We start from the raw sequence: 1,833 nt of genomic DNA on the forward strand, positions 1-1,833 counted from the left end.
TTCTACAGAAAAATTAAGTTTCCCGAATTCACGTTATAAAGAAGAATTGAATGATCATGTTAATTTGGCTGAAAAGGATTGAATGGTTCGACATTAATGTGGGAAATCACATTATACTTTTGAATATAGCAAGAATGGAGAGCTGGAAAGTAAAACGCATACGGATACCAGTAAAACGACTAGCTATCAATATGATGTGTTAGGTAATTTGATGCAGGTGGTTATTCCGGGTGATTCATCGAATACGACTATTGATTATATTATTGATGGCTCTGATAGACGCATTGGTAAAAAAGTGAACGACACATTAGTTCAAGGCTTTTTATATAGTGACCAACTGAATCCTATTGCAGAACTTGATAGCAATAATAATGTGGTGAGTCGATTTGTTTATGGGAGTAAAATTAATGTACCGGATTACTTTATTAAAGGCACTAAGACTTACCGTATTATTTCTAATCATTTAGGCAGCCCATTATTGGTGGTTGATATTGCTAATGGTGACGTAGTTCANTAGGCAGCCCATTATTGGTGGTTGATATTGCTAATGGTGACGTAGTTCAACAAATGGATTATGATGAGTTTGGTAATGTCACGTTGGATACGAATCCAGGATTTCAGCCGTTTGGTTTTGCTGGTGGTATTTATGATAGAGATACGGGGCTGACTCGGTTTGGGGCGAGGGATTATGATGCGAGTATTGGACGGTGGATGAGTAAGGATCCGATTCGGTTTGCGGGTGGGGATAGTAATATTTATGGGTATGTGGCTGCTGATCCGGTTAATTATTTTGATCCAACTGGTTTAGTTAGAATGGATGATCCAATGTATGGGATACCTCTAGAAGTTCAAGCTAAAATAAGAGAGAGAATTAAAAATGGTTGTGATTTATTTTCCTATTCTTATGGTTCTTTTGCTGGAGGTTCTGCAATAACGCCAGCAGGAGGTGTCGTCGGAGGGATGAATGGTCAATTTTTTAGTGATGGTAGTTCTGATGCTTATATTGTAAGTGGAGTAGGTTGGGGATGGGATATTGGTGGAACTGCTGAGTTTAATTTTGCATTTCATACAGGAGATGGAGGTGCAGGGAGTTGGAGTGGTCGATTTGATTCGTATAACTTTTCTTTTGGTGGTTTTACAGGATCTTTTTTCTGGGGAGGTGGTTGGTATGGTATATCAGGAGGAGTAACATCAGATGGGGTAGCTATTTCTCGCCAAATAACTGAATATACGCCAGTATTGGGTAGTTCAAGTATCCCTTCTTCATGTGAATGTGAATAATCCTGAAGGATTTTATTTTTAATTTAATTGAGATTAACTATGAAAGTAAAATTCGCAATATTTTTTGCGCTTATTATTATATTACTAATTATAGTTTTAGATGTTTACTTGGATTATAACAAGGCAAGAAACTTTGGTGCAAATGGTGTAGTTGTGGATATTAGTTGGAAATCTAAGAATCATGGTATGCCTTTGATATTAATCAAAGAACAAGGTGAATTAAAAAGCTTTAGTAGTGAACGTATTAGTTTAAAGGAAGGCCAACTTAATGTTGGCGATAGCTTTAATAAAAAATCTGGTTCAAAAAGCTGTTTAATCAATATGAAAAAAATAGTTTGTGTTAAGTGAAATTATAAAAATATTAGGGGTCGGGTATATTTTACAATATATAAACACTTTATCATCAAGCTGGAAGGTATATCTACGGATTAAATTTAGGAGAAAAAGATCAAACATCTAATGCGGTCATTTATGGTTATTCAACAGCAGAGTTAAATAGTTTTACCACTGTAGAAACAGAACTGGAAAATGGTGATACCCAATTTGTCACCA

Annotated in this window: 2 protein-coding genes and 1 pseudogene; all 3 read left to right on the forward strand. The window is 35.6% G+C overall.

Annotated elements, in window-relative coordinates; translation table 11 throughout:
• Positions 1 to 127: 127 nt before the first annotated feature.
• Positions 128 to 517, forward strand: a pseudogene (locus ABVT42_RS22475) (hypothetical protein); the annotation flags it as partial.
• A 14-nt stretch (positions 518 to 531) separates the two neighbouring features.
• On the forward strand, positions 532 to 1,281 hold the full coding sequence (locus ABVT42_RS22175) for an RHS repeat-associated core domain-containing protein (protein ID WP_367024515.1): 750 nt from the start codon (positions 532 to 534) through the stop codon (positions 1,279 to 1,281).
• A 39-nt stretch (positions 1,282 to 1,320) separates the two neighbouring features.
• Complete coding sequence (locus tag ABVT42_RS22180) at positions 1,321 to 1,629, forward strand: hypothetical protein (RefSeq protein ID WP_353898170.1); 309 nt, start codon at positions 1,321 to 1,323, stop codon at positions 1,627 to 1,629.
• Positions 1,630 to 1,833 lie beyond the last annotated feature (204 nt).

Source organism: Aliikangiella maris (genome assembly GCF_040719265.1).
Lineage (GTDB): Bacteria > Pseudomonadota > Gammaproteobacteria > Enterobacterales > Kangiellaceae > Aliikangiella > Aliikangiella maris.

What these genes read in the sequence shown, in the direction of transcription:
- ABVT42_RS22180 (WP_353898170.1), top strand. Translation starts at nt 1,321, where the DNA reads ATGAAAGTAAAATTCGCAATATTTTTTGCGCTTATTATTATATTACTA.